This is a genomic window from Leifsonia xyli subsp. cynodontis (genome assembly GCF_050632205.1).
GTDB classification, from domain to species: domain Bacteria; phylum Actinomycetota; class Actinomycetes; order Actinomycetales; family Microbacteriaceae; genus Leifsonia; species Leifsonia xyli_D.
The window spans coordinates 1,822,047-1,846,106 of record NZ_CP192578.1 but is presented as its reverse complement, the minus strand read 5'-3'; the positions used below and the strand labels follow the sequence as shown (position 1 = coordinate 1,846,106).

Below are 24,060 nucleotides of genomic sequence, written 5' to 3'. Positions count from 1 at the left end.
CGGAAAGCTATGTCAACAGAGGCGACAGGTGCTTGCGACTTTGGTGCGTCTTCGCCTAGCTCGTGGAAGAATCTTCCATATGGACGCGATAGACCGGCAGATCCTCACCGCACTGCAAGAGGATGGCCGCCTCAGCATCACCGACCTGGCCGCGCGGGTGGGCCTGACACTCTCGCCGTGCCACCGCCGGGTGCGCGAACTCGAGCGCGCCGGTGTCATCGAGCAGTACCGCGCCGTGGTGTCACCGGCGGCGGTGGGCCTCGAGTTCGAGGGGATCGTCTTCGTCACGATCGACCGCACCGACCCGGGGACGGTCACCGCGTTCGAGGAGGGCGTGCTCGCCATCCCGAACATCGTGCAGGCCGAGCGGCTGTTCGGCGACCCCGACTACATGCTGCGGGTGCTGACGGCCGACCTCACCGGCTACCAGGAGCTGTTCGACGGGCCCCTCGGCGCGCTGCCGGGTGTCCGCAAGCTGTCCTCCACGCTGGTCATGAAGCAGGTGACCGGCCGGCGGGCCCTGCCGACCTGAGCAAGGCGTTCAGCCGGCGTTGTAGGCGGGGTGCATCGCGATCAGCAGCACGGCCGTCCAGTGACACAGGAAGGCGAGGACCGTCAGCGTGTGGAAGATCTCGTGGAAGCCGAATTTGCCCGGGAACGGGTTCGGCCGCTTCATGCCGTAGATGACGGCTCCGACCGTGTAGAAGATGCCGCCCACGAGCACGAGCACCATCATGGCGACGTTCGCGTTCAGCAGGTCGACGATGTACATCATCGCCGCCCAGCCGAGGGCGATGTAGATGGGCACGTACAGCCAGCGCGGCGCGGTGATCCAGAACACGCGGAAGCCGATGCCGAGCAGGGCTCCGGCCCACACGAGCGACAACAGCAGGATGCCCTTGCTCGGCGGCAGCGCGAGAACCGCGAGCGGCGTGTACGTGCCAGCGATCAGCAGGAAGATGTTGGCGTGGTCGATGCGCTTCAGGATGACCTTGGTACGAGGGCGCCAGTTGAACCGGTGGTACAGGGCCGAGTTGCCGAACAGCAGCATCGAGGTGAGCACGAACACCGCGGACGCCCACTTCGCCGGCGTGCCGTGCGCCAGCGTGATCAAGACGATTCCGAGGACGACGGTGACCGGGAACGTGCCCGCGTGGATCCAGCCGCGCCACGTCGGCTTGATCTCGGCGGGGAAGGCGGGCGACGCATCCAGCAGGGGGATGTTGGGCAGCTCCGGTCCGCCGTCGCGCGCCTGACGCTCATCCTGCTGCACGGCAGCGTCGGAGGCGTCGAGCGCGGTCGTCGGCTCGTGGAGGAGCTCGGCCACATCCTCGCGGGCGCGCGTCTCGCCGGCGCGCACCCGGTCGGCGCGGTCGGGGTTCGGGCTCTTGCGGGACGACATGGATCAAGCGTAGGGGAGACGGGTGGCGGGATGCTGTGAGCAGCGGACGGGGTGAGAAGCGGGACGCCGACGGCCGCGCTAACGTAGCAGCGTGAGCGGACGCACGACACCGGGGCACCGGTTGCAGGCCAGCGGGCTGCTCTACGGTCTCTACCAGAAGCGCCTGCGGCGCGATCTCAACCGCGACGCGTTGCCGAAGCATGTCGCCATGATCATCGACGGCAACCGCCGCTGGGCGCGGCAGGCGGGCATGACCACGGTCGCCCACGGCCACCGTGCGGGCGCCGCGAAGATGCTCGAGTTCCTGGAGTGGTGCGACGAGCTCGGCATCGAGGTCGTGACGCTCTATCTGCTGTCGTCGGACAACCTGACCAACCGCGAGAGCGGCGAGCTCGGCGACCTCATCGACATCATCGCCCAGCTGGCGGAGGACGTCTCGCAGTACCGCGACTGGCGGGTCAAGCACGTCGGCTCGACCGCCGGGCTGCCGGAACGGCTCGTGGATGCGCTCACCCAGGCCGAGAAGCGCAGCGCCGGCCACACCGGCATGCACGTCAACCTCGCGGTCGGGTACGGCGGCCGCAAGGAGATCACGGACGCCATGCGCAGCATCGTGGCGGCCCACCTCGCCGAAGGGGGCAGCCTCGAGACGCTCGCCGACCTCCTCACGCCCGACCTCATCGGCGAGCACCTGTACACCGGCGGCCAGCCCGATCCGGACCTCGTCATCCGCACGTCGGGGGAGCAGCGCCTGAGCGACTTCATGCTGTGGCAGAGCGCGCACAGCGAGTTCTACTTCGTGGAGGCGCTCGGGCCGGACCTGCGCGAGGTCGACTTCCTCCGCGCCGTGCGCGACTACTCGCGTCGCCAGCGCCGCTACGGCGGCTGACCCGCCTCTGCCCCGCGCCCCCGCCCCGCCCCCCGCCCCGCCCCCATCATCGAGTCCGCGCAGATTGCACGCCGCTCCGGCGTGTCGCGTGCAGTTTTGGCGGACTCGCGGGCGGCCAGCCAGGATGGGGACGTGACCACGATCGAGGAGTACGCCCGCGGGTTCGGCGAGGAGCCCGGCTATCTGGACTACGGACGCGTCGGGCCGCTGTCGGCCACGGTGCGGGCGGAGGCGATGGGGCAGTACGAGATCCTCTCGAAGGGACGCTTCGGCACCATCGCGCGCATGGGCGTCGAGGACCAGCGCGTGCGCGATGCGGTCAGCGTGCTGACGCGGTTCCCCGCCGACCAGGTCGTCTTCCAGCCGAACGCCTCCAGCGGCCTGCTGCACGCCGCGTTCGGCCTGACCGGCGGCGACGTGCTCCTCTCGCTCGCCGAGTTCCCATCACTGACCTACGCCGCCGAGCGCGCCGCCCAGGCGCTCCGGGTGATCACGCCGCTGTGGCTGGAGACCGACCACGACCGCGTGACGCCGGCGCGCATCCGGGAGCAGCTGACCGACAGCACGTCCGCCGTCATGGTGAGCCTGGTCGACTCGCGCACCGGCTACCTGGCCGACATCGACGGCATCCGCCAGGTCATCGGCGACCGGCTGCTGATCGTCGACGCGATCCAGGGCTTCGGCCTGGTGGAGGCCCCCTACGAGGTCGCCGACGTCGTGGTCGCAGGCGGCCAGAAGTGGATGCGCGCAGGCTGGGGCACCGGGTTCCTCGCCCTGAGCGAGCGCGCGATCGATCACCTGACGCCGGTGTTCAGCGGCTGGACCGGCTCGGGCCCCGAACAGCCCTGGGACGAGGTGCGAGAGCCGGTGCACGGCGCCGGCGCGTTCTCGATCTCCAACCCGGACCTGGTCGCCGAGGCCCGCTTCGCCGCGGCGCTCGAAGAGGTCGCCGCGGTCGGGGTGGCTGCGGTGTCGGCCGCCGTGTCCGCGAACGTGGAGCGGGTGCTCCAGCTGGCGGACGAGTTCGGCGTGCCGGTCAGCTCGTCGCGCAGTCCCAACGAGCGTGCGGGCATGGTGGTGCTCGAGCCGCTGCCCGAGCAGCTCACCGCGCTGGGCGCATCCCTCTTCAACCACGGCGTGACCGCGTCGGTGCGGGCGGCGAGCGTGCGGATCAGCGTGCACGCCGGTACGACGGAGGAGACGCTGGACATGCTGCGGGCGGCGTTCACGTCGTACGCGTCTGTTTCCTGACGTGTTTGGTGCCTGACGTCTCCGGTGCAAGCTCCCACAACTGGGGGCGAATGTTCACCTGCACGAAACACGACACGCGGTCAAGCGGTCCGCGAGTGTCGGTGGCCGGGCGTAGTTTCGAGCCATCGGGCACCGCGCCCGATCGAGACGGCCACGTAAGTTCGTTTCGAAACCAGCGGCCGTCTCGCCAGTGAGATCCGCCGGCTCCCGAGGGAGCGGCGGGGTGGGAGTGGTCGTGGCGGAAACAGCAACCCGACAGGCAGCAACCCGGTCCAGCGGTCGGACGGCGGGGGCGGCGAAGACGAGTGAGCGCACGTATGTGCTCGACACGTCCGTCCTCCTCTCCGACCCGAAGGCCATCTTCCGTTTCGCGGAACACGCTGTCGTCATCCCCGTCGTCGTCGTCAGCGAGCTGGAAGGCAAGCGCAACGACCCCGAGATCGGGTACTTCGCGCGGCAGGCGCTGCGCAACCTCGACGACCTCCGGGTGGAGCACGAGCGGCTCGACTTCCCTATCCCCGTCGGCGACGGCGGCTCGCTGCGGGTTGAGCTCAACCACTCCAACATGTCGGTGCTGCCGAGCGGCATGCAGCTCGGCGACAACGACTCGCGCATCCTCGCGGTGGCGCTCAACCTGTCGAACGACGGCCTGGATGTGACCGTCGTCTCGAAGGACCTCCCGCTCCGCGTGAAGGCGGCCTCGATCGGTCTCGCGGCGGAGGAGTACCGGCACGAGCAGGTGGTCGACTCCGGGTGGACGGGCATGGCCTCCGTCGATCTGGGCAGCGACGACATGGCGGCCCTCTACGAGGACGAGTGGATGCGGACCGAGCAGGCGGCCGGGCTTCCGGTCAACACCGGGTTGGTCATCCACTCGGACCGCGGTTCGGCGCTCGGCCGCGTCGTCGCGGACGGCGAGGTCAAGCTCGTGCGCGGCGACCGCGACGTGTTCGGGCTGCACGGCCGGTCGGCGGAGCAGCGGCTCGCGATCGACCTGCTGCTCGACCCGGAGATCGGTATCCTCTCGCTCGGCGGACGGGCCGGAACCGGAAAGTCCGCGCTCGCGCTGTGCGCCGGCCTCGAGGCGGTGCTGGAGCGGCGTCAGCACAAGAAGATCATGGTGTTCCGCCCGCTGTATGCGGTCGGCGGCCAGGAGCTGGGCTACCTGCCGGGCGATCAGGGCGAGAAGATGAACCCGTGGGGCCAGGCGGTGTTCGACACCCTCGGCGCGCTGGTGTCGCAGAACGTGCTCGACGAGGTGCAGGACCGCGGCATCCTGGAGGTGCTGCCGCTCACGCACATCCGCGGCCGCTCGCTGCACGACGCCTTCGTGATCGTGGATGAGGCCCAGTCGCTGGAGCGCAACGTACTGCTGACGGTGCTCAGCCGTATCGGCCAGAACTCCCGCGTCGTGCTCACCCACGACGTCGCCCAGCGCGACAACCTGCGCGTCGGCCGGCACGACGGTGTCGCCAGCGTGATCGAGACGCTGAAGGGCCACCCGCTCTTCGCGCACGTCACGCTGACCCGCTCGGAGCGTTCCGCCATCGCCGCCCTCGTCACCGAGATGCTGGAGGCCAACGAGCTCGCCTAGCGCCGGTCCGGCCAGCGTTCCACCCACCAGCGAGTCCGCGAAGATTGCACGCTGAGACCCGTCTCGGCGTGCAATCTTCGCGGACTCGGCGTCATGGTTGGGCGGCCGGCGTCGTCGGTACAGGTGTGGGCGATCGGACCGAGAGCGGACTGCATCCGGATGTTGTGCGCGCGGCGCGGGCGCTGGGAGTTCCGGCGGCGGCGCTGCGGGCTGAGCCGGACAACGCCGCTTATGGAGCAGCGGTCTGCGCCGACGGAGGCGGCGGGCATGTCGTGCGGTTCCGCTTCGCCCGGGTGACGCCGCGCAAGACGGGGCTGTTCGTGGCGGTCTGGTGCCGCGGTGCGAACGGCGTGACGGAGCCGTTCGACGCGGCGGCGCAGGACCGGCTGGTGATCGTCGTTCGCGAAGGGATTCATTTCGGCTTGTTCGACCTCCCTGCTGCCGTGCTCGACGAGCGTGGCATCGTCTCGGTCGCGGGTGCCGGGGGTAAGCGCGGCTTCCGCGTCTATCCGCCCTGGTCGGTCCCCGCGAGCACGCAAGCCGCTGCGACCCAGCGCTGGCAGACCCCGCACTTCCTCAACATCGCGTAGCGCGCTCACACGCGAACAGTTCCTGAGTTGTTCCGCCGACACACCGGGTGCGACGTGAAGAACTCAGGAACTGTTGGCGTGGGGGAGGTCAGCCCGGGTGGGTCATCGAGAGGACGTCGAGCGCCGTGTCCAGCTGCTCGAGGGTGACCTCGCCGCGGTCGACGAAGCCGAGGTCGATGACGGCCTCGCGCACAGTGATGCCCTTCGCGACGGCGTGCTTGGCGACCTTGGCGGCGGCCTCATAGCCGATCACGCGGTTGAGCGGCGTCACGATCGACGGGCTCGACTCGGCGAAGGCGCGGGCGCGGTCGAGGTTGGCCTCCAGCCCGCGGATCGTCTTGTCGGCGAGGACACGGCTGGCCTGCGTGAGCAGGCGGATCGACTCGAGCAGCGCGGTGCCCATGACCGGGATGGCCACGTTCAGCTCGAACAGGCCGGAGGCGCCGCTCCAGGCGATCGTCGCGTCGTTGCCGACCACGCGGGCCGCGACCATGAGCACGGCCTCCGGAATGACCGGGTTGACCTTGCCCGGCATGATGGAGGAGCCCGGCTGCAGGTCCGGGATGTGGAGTTCGCCGAGGCCCGTGTTCGGGCCGGAGCCCATCCAGCGCAGGTCGTTGGAGATCTTCGTCAGCGACACCGCGATGGTGCGCAGCGCGCCCGACGCCTCGACCAGCGCGTCGCGGTTGGCCTGCGCCTCGAAGTGGTTGCGCGCCTCGGTGATCGGCAGCTCGGTCTCCTGCGTCAGCAGCTCGATGACGAGCTGCGGGAACCCGAGCGGGGTGTTGATGCCGGTGCCGACGGCGGTGCCGCCGAGCGGGACCTCGGCGACGCGGGGGAGGGCGGCGCGGATGCGCTCGATGCCGTAGCGGACCTGGGCGGCGTACCCGCCGAACTCCTGCCCGAGAGTGACGGGCGTCGCGTCCATGAGGTGCGTGCGGCCGCTCTTCACGGCCTCCGCCCACAGTTCCGCCTTCTCCTCCAGCGCGACCGCGAGGTGGTCGAGCGCGGGGATGAGCTCGTCGGTGAGCGCGCCGGTCACGGCGATGTGCACAGAGGTCGGGAAGACGTCGTTCGACGACTGGGAGGCGTTCACGTGATCGTTCGGGTGCACCGGACGGCCGAGGCGCTCGGACGCGAGCGTGGCCAGCACCTCGTTCATGTTCATGTTCGACGACGTGCCGGATCCGGTCTGGTACACGTCGATCGGGAACTCGGCGTCGTGGGCGCCCGCCGCGACCTCGTCGGCGGCGGAGGCGATGGCCTCGGCCACATCCTGGTCGAGGACCCCGAGCCGGGCGTTCGCCAGGGCGGCCGACTTCTTGATGCGCGCGAGCGCCGCGATCTGTGCGGGCTCGAGCACCGATCCGGAGATCGGGAAGTTCTCGACCGCGCGCTGCGTCTGAGCGCTGTACAGCGCGTTCTTCGGAACGCGCACCTCGCCCATCGTGTCGTGTTCGATGCGGTACTCGGCGTCCGCCTGGGTGTCCACCACGGTGTGTGTTTCCTTTCTGTCGGCGGGGGTTGGTCAGTCGCGCAGGCCGACGACGACGTCGGGGACGACCCGGCCCTCCGCGAGCCGGTAGTTGGCGCCGACGATCGCGAGGGTGTTCTCGGCGACCGCGGAGGCGATGATCTCGGACTGCGCCAGCAGCTCGGAGACGGTGTCGCGCAGGTGCTCGCGACCCACCTCTCCGGCGTCGACGGCCGACGGGTCGACCGCCCCGTCGCCGGTCACGCGGCGGACGGCGGGCACGATGGGCGCGATGAGCTGGGCGATGTGCGGCGGCAGCGGGTCGGCATCCTCCGCCTGCGAGTCGATGGCCGCGGCGACCGCGCCGCAGCTGTCGTGGCCGAGCACGAGGATGAGCGGGACGTGCAGCACCGCGACGGCGTACTCGAGCGAACCGACGACGGAGTCGGAGACCACCTGCCCGGCGTTGCGCACCACGAAGGCGTCGCCGAGACCCATGTCGAAGATGATCTCGGCGGCCAGCCGCGAGTCGGCGCAGCCGAAGATCGCGGCCACCGGTTCCTGCCCGCCGGCCACGGTCTCCCGGCGCTCGACGTCCTGATGCGGATGCGAGGGCTCACCCGCGATGAAGCGGGCGTTGCCGTCGAGCATGGCGTTCCAGACCTTACCGGGGCGCGTTGTCGGCACTATTTTCCTCCTGCGAGTGAGCGGATCTGCCCGGCGAGGGACGACGCCACCGTGCGGAACTCGGTGTCGTCGGCCGTGCCGAACAGGATGATGGTGCTGCGGCCTGCTGTCGTGACGAGCGCGTACTCGACGTTGCCGTTGTCCGAGCCGGATGCGCGGTTGTCGTACACGTCCCAGGTGATGCCGTCGATGACGCGCGTGCCCGTGATCCGCGATTTGGCGACCTGGTCCGAGACCCAGCTGTCGTTGGCGGCGAAGCCCTGCGTGACGCCGAGGAACTGCTGCTTCGGCGTGACGAAGCCCACGTACCAGGAGTCGACCTTGTCGGCGGTCTTGGTGCGCAGCTCCGCGTTGTTCGACCTCCAGCTGGACGGCAGCTTGGGCACCAGGAGCGCGTCGGGCTCGCTGCCCTGGCCCTGCTCGGCGATCGTGGCGTAGTCCACCGGCGGCTTCGTCGCCGTCGGGTTGCCGCGTGGCACGACCAGCACGATGATCGCGACGAGGGCGAGCGTCGCCAGCAGCGAGTAGACGAGGTTGTTGATCGTCTGCCGGTTGCGGTGATTCGCCGAGTTCTGCGCCTTGCGGGCGGCGGTCTCCTCCGGAGTCTCGGGGCGGCCGAGTTCCGCGACGACCGCGGGCGGCTTGCTGTTGCGGGGGCTCATTCGCCGTCGAACGCTCCCGGCGCGGTCGGCGAGCCCGCGGACGCTCCTGCGCGCGCGGCGTCGAGCCGCGCCTTCGCGCCGATCAGCCACTCCTCGCAGTGACGGGCGAGAGCCTCGCCGCGCTCCCACAGTGCAATGGACTCCTCCAGCGTGGCGGCGCCCTGCTCGAGCTCGCCGACGACGCGGATCAGTTCGTCGCGCGCCTCTTCGTAGCTGAGCGCGCTGAGCGGATCCCCGGTGGGGGCGGAGGTGTCGGGCATGGCATCCATTCTATTTGGCCCGCTGAGCGCCCGCTGGCCGGTCCGCCGGATCTGTGGATGAATCGGTGCGGCCCGCGGGTGAGGAAACTTCTGCGCCGGCGGTAGCCGCGAGTGCGCCGCCGGAGACGGTCAGTCGCAGCGAGGTGCCCTCCGGCGCCTCGGCGGGCTCGGTCACCACATGCCCGGCCGCGGTCTGCACGATCGCGTAGCCGCGGTCGAGCGTGCCCTGCGGCGAGAGCGCCCGCAGCTGCCCGCGGAGCTCCGCGACGCGCGTCGTCTCCCGCTCGACGCAGCGGGCCACGAGTTCGGTGCCGCGCGCGACGTAGCGCGTCAGCTCCTCGGCCCGGGCATCCACGATCCACGAGGGGAGGCGAGCACCGGCCGCGTGCGGAGGTGGCCGATCCGGTCGATCTCGTGCGCGATCCGCTGGGTGACCCGCATGCCGATCCGGGCGCGGGCCTGCTGCACGCGCGCCAGCTCCTCGGCGACATCCGGGACCACGCGCTTGGCCGCATCCGTCGGGGTGGATGCGCGCAGGTCGGCCACCTCGTCGAGAAGCGGCCGGTCGGCCTCGTGCCCGATCGCGCTGACGATCGGGGTCAGCGCGGCGGCCGCCGCGCGCACCAGGCGCTCGTCGCTGAAGCCGAGCAGGTTCTGGAAGTCGCCGCCGCCGCGCGCGACGATGATCACCTCCACCTCGGGGTCGGCGTCGAGCCGGCGGATGGCCGAGACGACCTCGGTCACGGTGCGCTCACCCTGGACCGACGCGTGCACCACCCGGAACCGCACCTGCGGCCAGCGCAGCTGGGCATTGCGGAGCACATCCTTTTCAGCGTCCGAATCCTTGCCCGTGACCAGCCCGATCGTGTGGGGGAGGAAGGGGAGGCGCTTCTTGCGCTCGGCCGCGAACAGGCCCTCGGCCGCGAGCTGCTGGCGCAGGCGCTCCAGCCGCTCGAGCAGGTCGCCGAGGCCGACATGCTTCATGTCGTAGACCTGCATGGTCAGGGTGCCGCCCTTGACCCAGAAATTCGGTTTGATCGCCGCGACGACGCGGTCGCCCTGCTTCAGGTCGGCCGGGATGCGCGCCTTCACCGACGACCAGATGGTGAAGCTGATCGTCGCGTCCTCGGTGAGGTCCTTGAGCTTGCCGTAGACGTTGCCGCCCGAGATGCCCCACTGGGTGATCTCGCCCTCCACCCAGGCGGTGCCGAGCCGGTCGATCCATCCCTTGATCTTGCTGCTCAGCAGGGCGACCGGCCACGGGGAGTCGGCCGTCGGGGGAGCGGCCTGCATCGAGACCGGCGCTGCGGACGTCTGGCTCACCGACCCCTCCCATTCCGTGTCCAGCGTGCTCACGTAGGATCGAAGGGTGAGCGACGCAACCATCAGCCTCCCGATGCCGCGCATTCCCGGCGCCAGGCGACGGCTTCAGGATAACCCGGTCGTCGGACACAAGAAGGTCCTGCTGGCAGCGCCCCGCGGCTACTGCGCCGGTGTCGACCGCGCCGTGGTCGCCGTGGAGAAGGCGCTCGACCTGTACGGGGCGCCGGTCTACGTGCGCAAGCAGATCGTCCACAACGTGCACGTCGTCTCCGAGCTGGAGCAGCAGGGCGCGATCTTCGTCGATGAGGTCGACGAGGTGCCGCCGGGCGCGCACGTGGTGTTCTCGGCGCACGGCGTCTCGCCGGCGGTCGTCGACGCCGCCGCCGAGCGCGGGCTGCTCGCCATCGACGCCACCTGTCCGCTCGTCACGAAGGTGCACCGCGAGGCGGTGCGCTTCGCCCGCGACGATCGGGAGATCCTGCTCATCGGCCACGCCGGCCACGAAGAGGTCGAAGGCACGGCGGGCGAGGCGCCCGACCACGTGACCCTGGTCAACGGTCCCGACGACGTCGACTCGATCGTCGTGAAGGACCCGGACCGCGTGGTGTGGCTGTCGCAGACGACCCTCTCGGTCGACGAGACGATGGAGACGGTGCGCCGCCTGCGCGAGCGCTTCCCGAACCTGCAGGATCCTCCCAGCGACGACATCTGCTACGCGACCCAGAACCGCCAGGTGGCGATCAAGAAGGTCGCCGAGCAGGCGGAGCTGGTCATCGTGGTGGGCTCGGCCAACTCCTCCAACTCGGTGCGCCTCGTCGAGGTCGCGCTGGAGTACGGGGCGAAGGCCGCGTACCGGGTCGACTACGCGAGCGAGATCAAGCAGGAGTGGCTCGACGGTGTCTCGTCCATCGGCGTGACGAGCGGTGCGTCCGTGCCAGAGGTGCTCGTGCAGGAGGTGCTCGACGACCTCGCGGGCGCCGGCTACCTCGACGTGCAGGAGGTCAAGACGGCGGAGGAGGACCTCATGTTCTCGCTGCCGAAGGAGCTCCGCAAGGACATCAGCGGCAACCAGGACGCCCGGGCGCTCGGCGGCCGCGGGCGCTGACCGAGGGACTCGCCAGGCGACGAGTCCCTCGGCGTGCTCACCGCTCCGCGCTCAGTCTCTGGTGTACTGGCCGGTCTGGGCATTGCGGGTGAAGGTCATCGTCGCGAGCGGTATGGCGCCGAGGATGCGCGGGCGGTCGTAGATCTCGATGGCCATCCGGGTGGTGTTCGGAATCCAGTCGATGTCGATGTCGTCGCCCCAGGTCTCCCACGTGCCGTCGGCCCGGGCCTGTACCTGCGTTCCGGTGAGGTCGGCGGTCGCCGGGTCGAACTTGTTCGTTCCGTCCTTGTACGGGTAGAGGTAGTAGTTCTGTCCGGGTGTGCCCGTTCCGGTGACGTGGATGGCCCGGGGGTCCGGGATGGACGCGCCGGGGACGGGGCTGGTGATGGTCAGAGCGCCATTCGCCACCACGAACGAGCTCTGCGCGCGGCGAGCATCGTCATTGGCGTCGGTCACGGTCACGGTCACGGTCTCGCCGCTCGGCGTGAGCGTACGGGGGCGGTAGGCGAATTCGCCGGCGACGCCCGTCGTGACGTAAGTGGTCTCGTGAATGCTGTGCGATGGAGTCGTCAGCGCCACCCGGAGGTTCTGTCCGGCGGCCGCCGTTCCCTGGATCTGCACCGTGGCGGGGACCGTCGCGTTACCGCTGGGCGCCGTGATCCTCGGGGCGACCGGGCTGCTGGTTCCCGTGGGAACAGTGACGCGGCATGATTCGAGCCGGGGGCCCGGAGCCTGGGTGGATGGGTTCCAGACCGCGAGATTGACCGTGACCTGGGTGGACGCCCATCCGACGTTCAGCTCGGTGCTCCATCGACCCTCGTTCCCGACGGTGACGACCTTCGCCGCATTCGGGATGCTCGCCAGCTGAGCCGGAGTCTGGTTGAGTGCGTCGGCGGACAACCCGTTCCGGTTGTCCAGCGCATACACGTAGAGCTGTTGCCCGGGAGTTCCGGTCCCGTACACGGGGAACGCGCCCCGCTGCGCCGCCGTTGCCGTGAGGCTGGGGGCTGCGTCAACGAATCGTTCAGTCTCGTCCTCCAGTCCGCAACCGTGAACCCCGACTCGTGATGCAGGTGAAGCGCATCGTCGGTGATATCCAACTGGACCGCTTCACCGGTGGCGTGCTCCACCCCGACGACGAGCGGGACGGACCACTTCCCTGCGCGGTCGGCGGTGACCTGTATCGCCCTGTCGATGTCGCCCGAACCGAGGACCCGGAGCGTGAGCTGGCGTTTCGGCCCTGCGGTGCCGCTGACGGTCATCTGTCCGGGTCGCACACCGGTGGCGGCGAGCCGCGGTTCCGTGATCGTGGGCCGCAGGTCCGCTGAGGTGAACACCGATGTCCCTGTCCGGTCTCTGTCGACGACCGTGACCGTGTAGTTCTCGGGCCGCAGGATCTGGGACGAGTTCTCGGGAGGGAACACCGTGTACGGTGCCGGGAACGTGGTCGTCGTGAAGACTCCCCGCTCGTCGGCGATCGCCGTGGTGTCGTATGGGGCGTGCGTGTACTGGTTCTCCACGTGAACCCGCACCAGGTGTCCCACCGCAGCGAGGCCCGTGATCGACATCTTCAGCGGGTCCACCCCCGACACTCCGAAGCCTGGGGAGCTCACGTGCGGGGTGATCGGGGCCGTCATGTCCCGCACGGCCGGCAGCGCCATCACGGTCAGGTCCGCCTGGACCGCCGGCTCAGCGATCTTCCGGTCGAATTCCTGTCCCACCGCTGCCTGATCCGCCGCGGGGAAGCCGTCCCCTCGCAAGCGGGTGACGTTCCCGGCGTACCGCTCGGACATCCGCGCCAATGTGGCGTAGCAATTCTGGTTCAGCCAGTCCACGCTCTTCGCGGCGTAGTCGGCAGCCTCCTCGTTGTGCGCCCGGCACCACGGCTGGTCCTTCGGGATACCGGGGAACCGGCCCTGCGCCGCCGCTTTCGCATCCGCCGCGAACAGGTCCCAACCGCCCATCACGCCGTCCTGACCGGCCCACGGCCACGCCGCACCCTCCGGCTCCGGAACATACGTCGGCCAGGAGCTGTCCGAACCGGGGCGACCGTCTTTGATCAGCTCTCCGTACTCGAACGACCGGACGCTGGAGTCTCCGAGCGGGAAGACCTCATCCGTGATCTGCCGCACCACACCGGAATCTCCGGCGGTGGCGCTGAAGCCGTCGATGAACGCCGCCCGGCCCTGAGTGACGAAGCCCTCGCGATCCTGGCGCAGCTTGGTCTGCAGCAGGTCCCGCGCCTTCTGCTTCGTCTCGGTCGCCTTCTGCAGAACCTCGGATTGCGAGGCCGGATCCCGCTTGATCGTCGCGACAGCCTCCCGGTCGATCGCTGCTTCCGTCAGCATCAGGGTGAACACCTGCTGTCGCTGCCACACCGCGAACATCTCGCCCACCGACGACGCCACCTTCGCTGCCAGCTCCCCGATATGGCTCGGCAGCCATTCCCGGAATTGCTCGTCGCGGAGGTTCTTCATGGTCTCGTATTGAACCGGGGAGGTGTCCTTGATGGCGGCGATGAACTCTCCCACCAGCAACCCCATCAGACCGATGACGATTCCCACGACGGGGTCGCCGGCGAGCATCGCTCCCAGCCCGGCGAGCGTGGCCACCAGGCCGATCACATTGCGGGCGACATTGACTTTGTCTCCCTTGACGGCGGCCGAGGCGATCCCCAGGGACTCCGCCAGCACCGGGACCTGGCCGCCGAAGATCGCCGCCTTGTCCAATGCGGACAGATCGTTCCCCCACGTCTGAAGAATCGACGTCAGCCACAAGAACATCCCGACTTTGTCCAAGGCCTCGCCATAGACACCCGCACCGTGCGTGTGCTGGAGAGCCTCGTTCAAGGGATCGCGCATGCCCGGCAGGGCCGCGAACCCGTCCGCCTCACCCAACTCGGCGAGGCCCTTGAAGCGACCCCCTTCGCGCGCCATGCGCTCGAACTCGACGCCCGCCAGTTCGCGCAAGGCCTCAAGGGAGATCTCATGCCCCCTCAGCAACGAGCTGGAAACGGGCTCCTCGATGAGGCCGTTGGCTCGTACCTGCCGTAGCCGCGCGGTCTCCGCCTCTCCCAACCGCCTCAACTCGCTGAGATCGGGAGGGGAGCACATCAGGAACGACGCCGCCCCGCAATTGCGCTCGACCAACTCGTCCTGGGAGACGATCCGGAGCTTCGAGGACTCCTTGGGATGCAGCCGGTCCTGGACCGTCAGATCCTTCTCCGTGAACCCCGGCTTGAGCTCGAACTTGCCCCATTTGAGTTCGCGGTGATGAGAGTTGAACGTCGTCGTGTACTCCTCGTGGGTGGGAGTGCCGAGCTGATCCGACAACTTGAGCTCGGTCGCCCCCGTCGACGCCGCCTCCTCTCGTGCTGCGGCGATGCGCGTCGCCTCGACGATGTCCGCGGCGGGAGCGCCTGCCGCCCGCAGGTCCACCACGCGCTGCAGCGCCTTCGCCACCGCATCCGCCATCAGTGGATTGCGGGGCAATGCGGTCACTTCGTCGAGCCCGTTCGGGGTCTCGAAAGTGCCGTACTCCTGGTACGCGTGCGCCGCCGCCAGCCCCGTGTGGCCGCCGTGCGTGAACGCCTCCTCGTCGAACGACATCCACCCGGCATCGCCGACGTAGGCATCCCACAGGGTGTCCTCGCCGCCCGGGACGAAGTACAGTGCCTCTGCATTCCGCCTGTACGGATAGTGACCACCCGCGAGGCTGTGCTCGGCGTGGATCAGCTCATGTCCGAAGATGAGCGCCGACTCCGGCAGGACGGGATCCCCTTCGAGGGTCCAGACATGATCGAGGACCTCGCCCCGCGCACCGTCCTCGAACTTCAGCATGGTGACAGACCCGTCTCCGTTGCCGGCGCCGGTGGCGGAGATCGGCGTGTTGGAGTGCGCGCGCGGCTCGGGGACGACCAGGACGTTGATATCCGACCGTGTGCCGTCCGGCCTCAGATACACGCTTCCGGGTGTCTGGCCGGTGGGATCCAGTCGGCCGATCCTGTCGATGAGCGCCTTGCCCGCTTCCGTCTCCTCCAATCGGGAGAGAAGAGCGTCGATACGATCCACGAACGCCTGTGCGACCTGACCGTCGCGCGGGCGCCACTCCGTACCGAGGACGTTCTTGTACTCGTCGAGGGCGACGGCGATCCCCGGGCGCACCACCTTCACCCTGCCGACATGCTCCGCGTCCGGATACGCGATCTCCTCGATGTCGCCGACGATGCTCTCGTTGCCCGCGTGGGCCGCAGGCGCACTCAGTGTCGCCGGGAGGAGACCCAGCACCACTCCCCAGACAGTCGCAGTCGCGATCCACCGGCGAGACGATCTCATAACGTATGCCCTTCCTGACGGAATAGGCACATGATTACCGGAGATGCGATATCGAAATCAAACGTATTGCGGACATTGAGGACACCCGCGCTCAGGCCCCACCCGGTGCCACGCGACCTGAGTGGAGCGGCGCAGGCCCGGGGCGTCAGGGCGTCTTCGACGGGGCCGTTCCGCTGTAGAAGCCGAGCAGCACAGGGTCGGTGGCGAGCACCGCTCCCGCGAAGATCAGCAGCACGACCATCGCGACGATGCCGGCGACGAGCGGCACCCAGAACGCGAGCCGCCGCCTGACGAGCAGCCACGCGGCGATGCCGGCGGAGACCGCCCAGATCGCAGCCATGATGATCGACCCCACAAGGACGAGGGTGCCGACGACCGGCGCCGGCGTGTAGTCGCCGAGGCCGTTGGTGCTGTGCAGCAGCTGCATGGATGCGGGGATCGCCTGCAGCGTCGCGATCGAGTACAGCATCCCGAAGAAGCCGAAGACGGCGAGCAGGATGGTGAGCGTCAGGTTCCACGTCGGCGCGGACTGCTCGGCGCGCGCAGGAGGGTAGGCCGGCGTCCCCTGCGGCGGGTGGATGCCGGGGATCGGTGCGCCGGAGGGCGGGGGCGCCGCCTCCTCCCGCTCCAGCGGGCGGGACGTGTCCAGGCGGTCTGCGTCGGCGGGCGGATGCCACACCCAGCCGGGCGGGGCGAGCTCGCCGTACTGCGGCCGGGGCCGGTCGTCCGGCTGCGGTTCCTGCTCGGCCATGCCGGCGGCCTCCTGGTGGGTGATGATGCGGATGGTGCGGGCGGTGGATGCGGGGCGCGTCCACCGCCCGGGGGACTACTTGCCGGAGTGACCGGCCGAGCCGAGCTGCTGCGTCGCCTCGATGACGCGCTGGGCCATCGCCGACTCGGCGACCTTGCCCCACGCGCGCGGGTCGTACAGCTTCTTGTTGCCGACCTCGCCGTCGACCTTGAGCACGCCGTCGTAGTTCTGGAACATGTAGCCGGCGATGGAGCGGGTGAACGCGTACTGGGTGTCCGTGTCGATGTTCATCTTCACGACGCCGTTGCGCACGGCCTCCGCGATCTCCTCGTCGGTCGAGCCAGAGCCGCCGTGGAAGACGAGGTCGAGCGGCTTCGGGCCGTGGCCGTACTTGGCGGCGAGGCCGTCCTGGATCTCCTTCAGGAGCTCCGGGCGCAGCTTGACGTTGCCCGGCTTGTACACGCCGTGCACGTTGCCGAAGGTGAGAGCGGCCATGTAGCGGCCGTTCTCGCCGAAACCGAGGGCGTCGACCGCCTTCTCCGCGTCCGCCAGGGTCGTGTAGAGCGCCTCGTTCGACCCCTCGTGGCGGACGCCGTCCTCCTCGCCGCCGACCACGCCGATCTCGACCTCGAGGATGGCGTTGATCGCCTTCGTGCGCTTGATCATCTGCTGCGCGATCTCGAGGTTCTCGTCGAGCGGCACGGCCGAGCCGTCCCACATGTGGGACTGGAAGATCGGGTTGCGTCCGGCCTTCACCTCCTCCTCGGAGGCGGCGATCAGCGGGAGCACGAAGTCGTCGAGCGCGTTCTTGGGGCAGTGGTCGGTGTGCAGCGCCACGGTGATGGGGTAGTTCTTGGCGACCTCGGTGGCGAACCTGGCGAACGCGAGCGCGCCGGTCGCGCGGGCCTTCACAGACTGGCCGGCGAAGTAGTCGGCGCCGCCGGTGGTGACCTGGATGATCCCGTCGCTGCCCGCCTCCGTCAGACCCTGGAGCACCGCGTTGATCGTCTGCGACGACGACACGTTGAACGCGGGGTAGGCGAAGCCGCCGGCCTTCGCTTTGTCGAGCATCTCTGCGTACTGGTCCGGCGTGGCGATGGGCATTGCAGCTCCTTGGGGAATCGGGGTGTCGAACGCCCTCATCATACCGAGGCGCTCGAGGCGCAGACGGGCGCGGCCGAGCCGCAGGTGAACGTTCGTGCACACCCGCCTTGGACCGGGAGGGCGGCCGATACACTGGCAGCGTCCGGCCGCCCTGTGCCGTGCCGGCACCGACGACGACGTCCGAATCCGGCGCCGTCCACCGAATCCGTCCGGGAGGACCCATCATGACCAGCACCGACAGCGCAACGAATTTCACGCATCCGGACCGCAACCTGGCGATGGAGTTGGTGCGCGCGACCGAGGCGGCGGCGATCCGGGCGACGCCGTGGATCGGGCGCGGCGACAAGAACGCGGCCGACGGTGCGGCGGTCGATGCGATGCGCAAGTTCCTCGGAACGGTCAACTTCGACGGCGTGATCGTGATCGGCGAGGGCGAGAAGGACAACGCGCCGATGCTGTTCAACGGCGAGCACGTCGGGAACGGGCGCGGGCCGGCGGTGGATATCGCGGTCGACCCGATCGACGGCACCTCGCTGACCGCGGCGGGGCGCCAGAACGCGCTGTCGGTGATCGCGGTGTCGGACCGCGGGTCGATGCTGGATGCGTCTTCTGTGTTCTATATGTCGAAGATCGTGACCGGGGCCGAGGGTCGCGGTGTCGTGGATCTGTCCCAGCCGATCGGGGACAACATCCGGGAACTCGCGAAGGCGAAGAAGAAGCCGATCGGCGAGATCCGGGTGGCTGTGCTGGACCGGCCGCGGCACGAGGGCCTGATCGAGGAGATCCGGGCGGCGGGCGCCGGGACGCGACTGCTGCTCGACGGGGACGTCGCCGGCGGCATCAACGCGGCGCGGTACGAGTCGCGGATCGACATGTGCGTCGGCATCGGCGGCAGCCCGGAGGGGATCACGACCGCGTGCGCGATCAAGGCGCTCGGCGGCTTCATGCAGGGTCAGCTGGCGCCGAAGGATGACGCGGAGCGCGCTGCGGGGATCGCCGCGGGCCTCGACATGGGCAAGGTCTACGGCGCGGACGACCTCGTGCAGGGCGACAACACGTTCTTCGTGGCGACCGGCGTCACCGACGGCGGCCTCGTGGAGGGCGTGCGGCGGAAGGGCCCGATCATCCGGACGGAGTCGATCGTGCTGCGGTCGAAGTCGGGGACGGCCCGGCGCGTGATCGCGGACCACCTCGCGGAGAAGTGGCTCGAGCCCGACCAGCTCTGAGAGGGCTGGGCGGGGGCGGGGCGCGGGGCGGTCATCGCGGTCGCGGCGGCGCGGTGCAGGGTCCCGGTGAGTGGTGAGTTGGTGCTGGAATCGGCGCCGAGTTGCGACATCTGCTCACCACTCGGCGGCGCCGGTCGCCGTCAGGCGACGCCGGGCTCGCGGTCCGCTTCGGCGGTGTGGGCCCGCTCCTGCTCCTCGATCGCGAGCTTGTCGATGCCGTGCATGTCGCGGGGTTCCAGCTCGCTGACGAGTTCGAACGCGGTCAGTTCGCGCGGCGCCTCCTCGATGCCCCCGAGGGCGCCGATGACCTTCGTCTCGTCGAGGGCGTTGAGCTTGCGAGCGGCGGGGAACACCTGGCGCTCGAACGATCCGACGAAGCCGTTGTAGTCCTTGACCGTGCGCTCGAGGGAACGGCCCAGCTTCTCGATGTGACCGGCGGTCGTCGCGAGGCGGCTGTACAGGGTACGGCTGAGGTCGAAGAGCTGCTTGGCCTCCTGGGTCAGCACGTCCTGCTGCCAGCTGAACGCCACGGTCTTCAGCACCGACCAGAGGGTCACCGGCGAGGCGAGCGCCACGCGCTTGCCGAAGGCGAACTCCATGATCGACGGATCCGCTTCGAGGGCGGACGAGACGAGCGACTCGCTCGGGATGAACGCGATGACCAGTTCGGGAGACGATTCGAGCCCGGTCCAGTACGCCTTGCTGCCGAGGGCCGTGATGTGATCGCGGACCGCCTTCACGTGCTGCTTGAGCAGAGCATCGCGCTGGGCGCCCTCTGCGCCGGTCGCGGTCGCGGGGATCTGGCTGGCCTCGAGGTAGGCGTTGAACGGAACCTTCGCGTCGAGCGCGATGTTCTTGCCGCCGGGAAGGCGGACGATCATGTCCGGCCGGCCCGCACCCGACTCCGAGTGGATGCTCGACTGCACGTCGAAGTCGACCCGCTCCAGCAGGCCCGCCGCCTCCACGACGCTGCGCAGCTGGGTCTCTCCCCACACACCACGGGTGCTGTTGGACCGGAGGGCCGAGGCCAGGGCCTCTGCGGTGCTGCGCAGGCGCTCCTCGGACTCGGCGGCAGACCGCAGCTGCTGCGTCAGCTGACCGTGCTGCTGGCTGCGCTGCGACTCCAGTTCGACCACCTTGCGCTGCATCTCGCTCAGGCTCTCGCGCACCGGGGCCAGCGCCTGCAGCACCTTGCTCTCCGAGCGCTCCCGCTCCGCGCGCGCCTCGGCCTCGGCGCGATGCCGCTCGACCGTCTCGCGGTACTGCGCCTGGGCGGTGAGCAGCTGCTCCTGCAGGGCGTCCACACGGCCGTGCGCGGCCGCCAGGTCGGCCCGGATCTCGGACTGCACCGCAGCCTCCGCCGCCCGCAGCTCGGCGAGCTCGGCCTGGTGCTGCGCGGCGACCACGGCCGGATCGACCACCGGCACCGCGGGCTCTGCGGAGGTGCGCGCGCGCACGAGCTTCACCACGGCGAAACCGCCGGCGACGGCGCCGACGACGAGACCGATCAGGAGGCCGAGGAGCAGGGCGAGGATGTCCATGTCCTCAGTGTGTCAGTGGCCTCCGACACTGGACCTCGCGGCCGCAGCGAGTCGTGAGTAGATGCGCGAATCCGGCTCGAGTTGCCGCATGATGTCACCACTCGGCGAGGAGACGAAAACGGTCAGGCGGCGACCGGCACGCCGATCCGCCCGAGGCGGGCGCCGGTCAGCGCGGCGAGGTCCGCGATCGTGGCCGCCTCGTGGCGCCGCGCGGCGTGGATCACGATCGCCGCGCAGGCCTCCGCGTCGGCGAGCGCGTCGTGGTGGTTGAAGCCTTCGAAGCCCGCCGCCATCGCGGCCACCGGCAGGCGGTACGACTCTAGGTTGTACGTCCGCCGCGCGACCTGCAGGCTGCAGAGGTAGCTGTATTCCGGGCAGGCGACGTACGTGGCGGCGCACGCCGCGCGGATCACGCCCATGTCGAATCCGGCGTTGTGCGCCACCAAGTGGTCGTCCTCAGCGAACTCGACCAGGTCGGCCAACTGGTCCACCCAGCCGGCGGCGTCCGCCACCTGCTCCGGCTGGATGCCGTGGATGCGGATGTTCCACTCCTGGAAGTGGTCGTGCCCCAGCGGCGGCCGGATGAACCATCCCGCGCGGTCCACGACCTTGCCGTCACGGACCTTGACCAGCCCGACCGAGCAGGCCGACGCGGCGGAGGAGTTGGCGGTCTCGAAGTCGATGGCGGTGAAGTCCAGGGTCACGCTCGTCATGCTGGCACGCCCCACCGACGCGCCCCGGCAACCACTCCGCGCGCCGCGCGATCCGCGGCCGATCGACATGAGAGAAATGGTCGAAGACACGCCGGTCCATTCGACGTCTACTCACCGCTCGATCACGAACTCGGTCACGGCCCCACCGCTCCGCGTACGATCGGCGCCATGCGATCCAGACAGCAGCGCGACCTCCATGCGGCCTCCTTCGATCAGGCGGCCGACGTGTACGATGCGGCGCGCCCGTCCTACCCGGCGGACGCGGTCAGCTGGCTCACCCAGGGCGTCGCGGGGCCGGTCCTCGACCTCGGCGCCGGCACCGGGAAACTGACCGCGCCTCTGGTGGAACGCGGTTTCGAGGTGACCGCCATCGACCCGTCGCCCGAGATGCTGCGCGTCCTGCACGAGCGCCTCCCCGGGGTGGCCGTGCACGAGGGCGCCGCCGAGCGCATCCCGGTCCCGGATGATGCCTTCGACCTGGTACTCGCCGCGCAGGCCTGGCACTGGGTGGATACGGACCGCGCCGTGCCCGAGGTCGCTCGCGTCCTGCGTCCGGGCGGCCGGCTCGGGCTCGTCTGGAACGAGCGGGACGAGTCCGTCGGCTGGGTGCGCGAGCTGGGGGAGCTGATGGATGCGGGCTCCGCCGCGTTCGACGACGAGGCCGACCCGGTCCTGCCTCCGCCGTTCGGGCCGCTGGAGAAACACGAGACGCGCTGGGTCCAGGCGTTGACGCACGATGGGCTGCTCGATCTCGCGCGCTCGCGCAGCTACTTCATCACGAAGGATGCGGACGGCCAGGCCGCTGTCATCCAATCGCTGCGGAGGCTGCTGCGCGAGCATCCGGATCTGGCCGGTCGCGACACCATCGAGCTGCCGTACGTCACCCGGTCGTATCGCGCCGCCCTGGCCGGCTGAAGCCGCCCCGTAGAATGGACGACCGTGGCTCTCACTATCGGAATCGTCGGGCTGCCCAATGTGGGCAAGTCCACCCTCTTCAACGCACTGACCAAGAACGACGCTCTGGCGGCGAACTACCCCTTCGCGACCATCGAGCCGAACGTCGGTGTGGTGAACCTGCCCGACCCGCGGCTCGACCGCCTGGCCGAGCTGTTCCACAGTGAGCGCACCGTGCCGGCGCCCGTCTCGTTCGTCGACATCGCGGGCATCGTGAAGGGCGCGAGCGAGGGTGAGGGACTCGGCAACAAGTTCCTGGCGAACATCCGCGAGGCCGACGCGATCGCGCAGGTCGTGCGCGGCTTCAGCGACGCCGACGTCGTGCACGTCGCGGGCAAGACCGACCCCGCCGGCGACATGGAGACGATCAACACCGAGCTCATCCTCGCCGACCTGCAGACCCTCGAGAAGGCCGAGCAGCGGTACGAGAAGGAGGTCAAGGGCCGCAAGCTCGAGCCGATCGTGCTCGAGACCGCCCGCGCCGCCATCGAGTACCTCAACTCGGGCAAGCCGCTCTCCACTTCATCCATCGACCTGGAGCCGGTGAAGGAACTCGGCCTCCTCACCGCGAAGCCGTTCATCTACGTCTTCAACGTGGATGAGGACGTGCTGACCGACGAGTCCCGTCGGGCCGAGCTCGCCGCCCTCGTCGCCCCCGCCCAGGCGGTCTTCCTCGACGCCAAGCTGGAGTCCGAGCTCATCGACCTCGACCCGGCCGACGCCGCCGAACTGCTCGCGTCGACCGGCCAGGAGGAGTCCGGCCTCGACCAGCTGGCCCGCATCGGCTTCGACACCCTCGGGCTGCAGACCTACCTGACCGCCGGCCCCAAGGAGTCGCGCGCCTGGACCATTCCTAAGGGCGCCAAGGCCCCGCAGGCGGCGGGCGTCATCCACACCGACTTCGAGAAGGGCTTCATCAAGGCCGAGGTCATCTCGTTCGAGGACTTGATGGAGGCCGGAACCGTCGCCGAGGCACGCTCGCGCGGCAAGGCCCGCATGGAGGGCAAGGACTACGTCATGCAGGACGGCGACGTGGTCGAGTTCCGTTTTGGATCACAGTCAACATCGAAGGGCTAACGGCGGACTTGAGTTCTATTTTGAACATCTTCAATGCCGAACTGCGCGAACGGATTGCACGCGCGACCAATCCCAACACGAGCCCCGCGGAGTTCCGTCGTGGATAGGCAAGAGAAGACCGACGAACCGGCCGTGCCCGCTCTCTTCCGGGCATTTGAGAACACCTCGGAGCCCTGGCTCGGCACTTTCTGGTGGGGGCGACTCTCGGGCGACATTCCGGATTCGTACCGTGAGGCAGCTCATCGGCTGTTCCGAAGCCGGCAGGGCGACGGAGCGGACGCCGAGCGCATTTTGCTGCCCATCCTCTACACCTATCGGCACGCCATTGAGACTTTGATTAAGCAAGCGATCATGGCGTCCGTCATCCTTCGCAGCGAGGGTCAGGACGCAACCGCTCCCGACCCGGCCACGGTCGAGGTCCGGCTGCGGCGTGACTTGCGGCATAAGCTGGCCGACTTGCGCGACTTCCTCAATGAACATCTGCAAGCCCTTCAGTTCGATCCGGTTGGTTCGCAGACGAGCGCGTTCCTGGACTTGCTCGCCGATCTCGATCCGAACGGTAATGCGTTCCGTTTCGCTCAGCAGCTGCCCGACGTGCGAGTATCTCTTGATCTGCCTCGCCTCATGGCTGCATTCGATGCGGCCTACAGCCATCTGCTCGGCATCCGGGAATACCTCATCGTTCAGGTCGATGATCAACGCGACTGGACGAACTTTCTCGCTGACGACTTCGAATAGGGTTGTTACCTTTCTGGAGTTCTAGTTTCCGATCCACTTGCGCGATTGATAACCAATGCGTCCGTGTCCGCGTGGACGTCTGAGATCTCGCCTCGCGATGGCCTGCCCGAATGGGGATCGTGACGCTTCAGGAGGATGACAGAGGGTTGATGGAGCGCATGCTCATCTCCAGTGCAAAAGGCTTCGGAGCGTCTTACTCGCATGATGCAGTTCCGCCACAGCTGGGTATTTGGCGCCCCCGCAGGCGAGTATCCAGTACGCTCCCGCCCATGAGGTGACGAATGGCAGGTCGTTGAGGGCACAGGCTGGATTGCCATGCCGGGGTTCGGCCGGATCAACCCGCGACGTGACAACGTAAACGGCGGACGCCAGTACTTCACGGCCT

At 69.1% G+C, this 24,060-nt stretch carries 21 protein-coding genes and 1 pseudogene; 10 read left to right on the top strand and 12 right to left on the bottom strand.

Annotation, left to right across the window (positions count from 1 at the left end):
* Positions 1-79: 79 nt before the first annotated feature.
* Entirely contained in the window at positions 80-532 is a 453-nt protein-coding gene (locus ACQ86M_RS09075) for an Lrp/AsnC family transcriptional regulator (protein ID WP_431247800.1), read from the top strand.
* Between the two features lie 9 nt (positions 533-541).
* Here ACQ86M_RS09075 and trhA read toward each other — a convergent pair whose 3' ends face one another.
* Positions 542-1,402: a PAQR family membrane homeostasis protein TrhA gene (gene trhA, locus ACQ86M_RS09070; RefSeq protein ID WP_431247799.1), complete on the bottom strand. Its 861-nt coding sequence runs from the start codon at positions 1,400-1,402 to the stop codon at positions 542-544.
* A gap of 91 nt (positions 1,403-1,493) precedes the next feature.
* Here trhA and ACQ86M_RS09065 point away from each other — a divergent pair, with 91 nt between their 5' ends.
* The 4 genes from ACQ86M_RS09065 (at position 1,494) to ACQ86M_RS09050 (ending at position 5,726) form a co-directional block, all read left to right on the top strand.
* Positions 1,494-2,291: an isoprenyl transferase gene (locus ACQ86M_RS09065; RefSeq protein ID WP_431247798.1), complete on the top strand. Its 798-nt coding sequence runs from the start codon at positions 1,494-1,496 to the stop codon at positions 2,289-2,291.
* Positions 2,292-2,423: 132 nt separating this feature from the next.
* Entirely contained in the window at positions 2,424-3,542 is a 1,119-nt protein-coding gene (locus ACQ86M_RS09060) for an aminotransferase class V-fold PLP-dependent enzyme (protein ID WP_431247797.1), read from the top strand.
* Positions 3,543-3,732: 190 nt separating this feature from the next.
* The gene (locus ACQ86M_RS09055) at positions 3,733-5,136 is read left to right on the top strand and encodes a PhoH family protein (protein ID WP_431218388.1); all 1,404 of its coding nucleotides are present in this window, start codon (positions 3,733-3,735) and stop codon (positions 5,134-5,136) included.
* A 125-nt stretch (positions 5,137-5,261) separates the two neighbouring features.
* Entirely contained in the window at positions 5,262-5,726 is a 465-nt protein-coding gene (locus ACQ86M_RS09050) for a MepB family protein (RefSeq protein WP_431247796.1), read from the top strand.
* Between the two features lie 88 nt (positions 5,727-5,814).
* Here ACQ86M_RS09050 and ACQ86M_RS09045 read toward each other — a convergent pair whose 3' ends face one another.
* The 5 genes and pseudogenes from ACQ86M_RS09045 to xseA all read right to left on the bottom strand — a co-directional run bounded on the left by ACQ86M_RS09045 (position 5,815) and on the right by xseA (position 10,102).
* On the bottom strand, positions 5,815-7,221 hold the full coding sequence (locus ACQ86M_RS09045; RefSeq protein WP_431218386.1) for a class II fumarate hydratase: 1,407 nt from the start codon (positions 7,219-7,221) through the stop codon (positions 5,815-5,817).
* Positions 7,222-7,254: 33 nt separating this feature from the next.
* Positions 7,255-7,851 (bottom strand): carbonic anhydrase, encoded by a 597-nt coding sequence (locus ACQ86M_RS09040; RefSeq protein ID WP_431221454.1) that lies wholly within the window; start codon positions 7,849-7,851, stop codon positions 7,255-7,257.
* Between the two features lie 35 nt (positions 7,852-7,886).
* A complete protein-coding gene (locus ACQ86M_RS09035; RefSeq protein WP_431247795.1) occupies positions 7,887-8,549 on the bottom strand; it encodes a DUF4245 domain-containing protein in 663 nt (220 codons plus the stop codon).
* Entirely contained in the window at positions 8,546-8,809 is a 264-nt protein-coding gene (locus ACQ86M_RS09030; RefSeq protein WP_431218384.1) for an exodeoxyribonuclease VII small subunit, read from the bottom strand. Before ACQ86M_RS09030 ends, ACQ86M_RS09035 begins: the two co-directional genes overlap by 4 nt.
* Before the next feature lie 10 nt (positions 8,810-8,819).
* Positions 8,820-10,102, bottom strand: a pseudogene (gene xseA, locus ACQ86M_RS09025) (exodeoxyribonuclease VII large subunit).
* A gap of 103 nt (positions 10,103-10,205) precedes the next feature.
* On the opposite strand from xseA, the gene ACQ86M_RS09020 reads away from it, so the two are divergent.
* Positions 10,206-11,237: a 4-hydroxy-3-methylbut-2-enyl diphosphate reductase gene (locus ACQ86M_RS09020; RefSeq protein ID WP_431247872.1), complete on the top strand. Its 1,032-nt coding sequence runs from the start codon at positions 10,206-10,208 to the stop codon at positions 11,235-11,237.
* Positions 11,238-11,288: 51 nt separating this feature from the next.
* Here the strand turns inward: ACQ86M_RS09020 and ACQ86M_RS09015 are convergent, their stop codons facing one another.
* The 4 genes from ACQ86M_RS09015 to fbaA all read right to left on the bottom strand — a co-directional run bounded on the left by ACQ86M_RS09015 (position 11,289) and on the right by fbaA (position 17,426).
* Positions 11,289-12,137, bottom strand: a complete 849-nt coding sequence (locus ACQ86M_RS09015) for a hypothetical protein (protein ID WP_431247794.1) — start codon at positions 12,135-12,137, stop codon at positions 11,289-11,291.
* Positions 12,032-15,526 carry a hypothetical protein gene (locus tag ACQ86M_RS09010; RefSeq protein ID WP_431247793.1) on the bottom strand — a complete coding sequence of 1,165 codons (3,495 nt, stop codon included), beginning with the start codon at positions 15,524-15,526 and terminating at the stop codon, positions 12,032-12,034. Before ACQ86M_RS09010 ends, ACQ86M_RS09015 begins: the two co-directional genes overlap by 106 nt.
* A 190-nt stretch (positions 15,527-15,716) precedes the next feature.
* On the bottom strand, positions 15,717-16,322 hold the full coding sequence (locus ACQ86M_RS09005) for a DUF6264 family protein (protein WP_431247792.1): 606 nt from the start codon (positions 16,320-16,322) through the stop codon (positions 15,717-15,719).
* 75 nt (positions 16,323-16,397) lie between these two features.
* Positions 16,398-17,426, bottom strand: a complete 1,029-nt coding sequence (fbaA, locus tag ACQ86M_RS09000) for a class II fructose-bisphosphate aldolase (RefSeq protein WP_431218381.1) — start codon at positions 17,424-17,426, stop codon at positions 16,398-16,400.
* Positions 17,427-17,650: 224 nt separating this feature from the next.
* Between fbaA and glpX the strand changes: the two genes are divergently transcribed.
* Positions 17,651-18,652: a class II fructose-bisphosphatase gene (gene glpX / locus ACQ86M_RS08995; protein ID WP_431247791.1), complete on the top strand. Its 1,002-nt coding sequence runs from the start codon at positions 17,651-17,653 to the stop codon at positions 18,650-18,652.
* A gap of 140 nt (positions 18,653-18,792) precedes the next feature.
* Here glpX and ACQ86M_RS08990 read toward each other — a convergent pair whose 3' ends face one another.
* Both ACQ86M_RS08990 and ACQ86M_RS08985 read right to left on the bottom strand, forming a co-directional pair.
* Positions 18,793-20,193, bottom strand: a complete 1,401-nt coding sequence (locus ACQ86M_RS08990; RefSeq protein ID WP_431247790.1) for a DNA recombination protein RmuC — start codon at positions 20,191-20,193, stop codon at positions 18,793-18,795.
* A gap of 122 nt (positions 20,194-20,315) precedes the next feature.
* Positions 20,316-20,897: an exonuclease domain-containing protein gene (locus ACQ86M_RS08985; RefSeq protein WP_431221451.1), complete on the bottom strand. Its 582-nt coding sequence runs from the start codon at positions 20,895-20,897 to the stop codon at positions 20,316-20,318.
* Between the two features lie 177 nt (positions 20,898-21,074).
* On the opposite strand from ACQ86M_RS08985, the gene ACQ86M_RS08980 reads away from it, so the two are divergent.
* From ACQ86M_RS08980 to ACQ86M_RS08970, 3 genes are all read left to right on the top strand, one after another.
* Positions 21,075-21,821, top strand: coding sequence for a class I SAM-dependent methyltransferase (locus ACQ86M_RS08980; protein WP_431247789.1), 747 nt, complete (start codon positions 21,075-21,077; stop codon positions 21,819-21,821).
* 24 nt (positions 21,822-21,845) lie between these two features.
* The gene (gene ychF, locus ACQ86M_RS08975) at positions 21,846-22,937 is read left to right on the top strand and encodes a redox-regulated ATPase YchF (RefSeq protein WP_431247788.1); all 1,092 of its coding nucleotides are present in this window, start codon (positions 21,846-21,848) and stop codon (positions 22,935-22,937) included.
* Between the two features lie 132 nt (positions 22,938-23,069).
* A complete protein-coding gene (locus ACQ86M_RS08970) occupies positions 23,070-23,675 on the top strand; it encodes a hypothetical protein (protein WP_431247787.1) in 606 nt (201 codons plus the stop codon).
* Positions 23,676-24,060 lie beyond the last annotated feature (385 nt).